The sequence below is a fragment of the Oleiphilus sp. HI0067 genome, assembly GCF_001635735.1.
Genome location: NZ_LWFI01000065.1, coordinates 1 through 1,205, shown reverse-complemented (window position 1 = coordinate 1,205; position 1,205 = coordinate 1). Strand labels below are relative to the sequence as shown.

The window sequence follows — 1,205 nt, the reverse complement described above, 5'->3', positions numbered from 1 at the left end:
TCGTGGTCCTCAAGACCAAGATGATTACGTAAATTCTGCTGTACTCATTGATACACCTTTAAACGCGATCGACCTCTTAAAGCTTACTCAGCGCATAGAGAATGCTTTTGGCAGAACTAAAACGAGAGTTTGGGGTGAACGCATTATCGATATTGATATTATATTCTTTGGGCAAGAAAACATTTCTATCGAAGATCCAGATCTACAGATTCCTCACAGAGAAGCCTTAGTTCGCGACTTTGTGCTTATCCCATGCTTAGAAATTGCGCCNCATTGGCGCTTACCCAATGGCGAAGCTTTAGCAGACTATGTCAATAAGTGTGAACATCATGATCTCGTTAAGATTGAAATAAATTTGGCTTGTTCTTAAGCCAACATATAGCTAGTCTTTGCATGCAATTACCCACTTGGAAAAAGGGCTTATGACCACCACCACTTTATCGTTGAAGAAACTGAAGGAAGAAGGTAAGAAATTTTCTTGTCTCACCAGTTACGATGCGTGTTTTTCTGCCTTATCGAATGAGGCAGGAATCGATGTACTGTTGATCGGTGACTCTTTGGGCATGGTGCTTCAAGGCAACGACAGCACGCTTCCTGTTACCATGGATGATATGCTTTACCACACCGCTTGTGTGAAAAGTGGCAATTCCCGCAGCTTGATCATGGCTGACCTACCCTTCAATGCAAATAACAGCATCGAACAGACGATTCATAATGCAGGTCTGTTAATGCAAGCAGGTGCTCACATTATTAAAGTTGAAGGTGGTGCTTGGCTAAAAGAATCTATAGAAGAGCTAAGTTATCGAGGCATACCTGTATGTGCTCACCTTGGTCTCACTCCACAATCTGTTAACAAACTCGGCGGTTATCGAGTTCAAGGCAAAGAAGACAATTCGGCTAAAGCAATGCTTGATGCAGTGAAGGAACTAGAACAAGCAGGTGCCGATATGATTCTTCTTGAATGTGTGCCGACTCAACTTGCAGAGCAAATCACCAAGGCTGTTTCGGTTCCAGTTATTGGAATTGGTGCAGGTAATGTTACTGATGGGCAAGTACTAGTTGTACACGATATGCTAGGTCTTACTTCAGGCAAACTACCTCGTTTCGTGAAAAACTTTTTGGCTGAAACTGATTCAGTGCAAAGTGCGATTCAAGCTTACGATCAAGCTGTAAAAAATGGCTCTTTTCCCGGACCGGAACATAGC

At 42.8% G+C, this 1,205-nt stretch carries 2 protein-coding genes; both read left to right on the top strand.

Translation table 11 applies throughout. From position 1 onward, the window contains the following. Nucleotides 1-370: 2-amino-4-hydroxy-6-hydroxymethyldihydropteridine diphosphokinase (folK, locus tag A3739_RS01090; RefSeq protein ID WP_068483619.1), on the top strand; the 370-nt coding region annotated here is incomplete at its 5' end. Between the two features lie 52 nt (nt 371-422). Beyond that, nucleotides 423-1,205 (top strand): 3-methyl-2-oxobutanoate hydroxymethyltransferase (gene panB, locus A3739_RS01085; protein ID WP_068499856.1); only part of this gene is annotated, 783 nt, incomplete at its 3' end.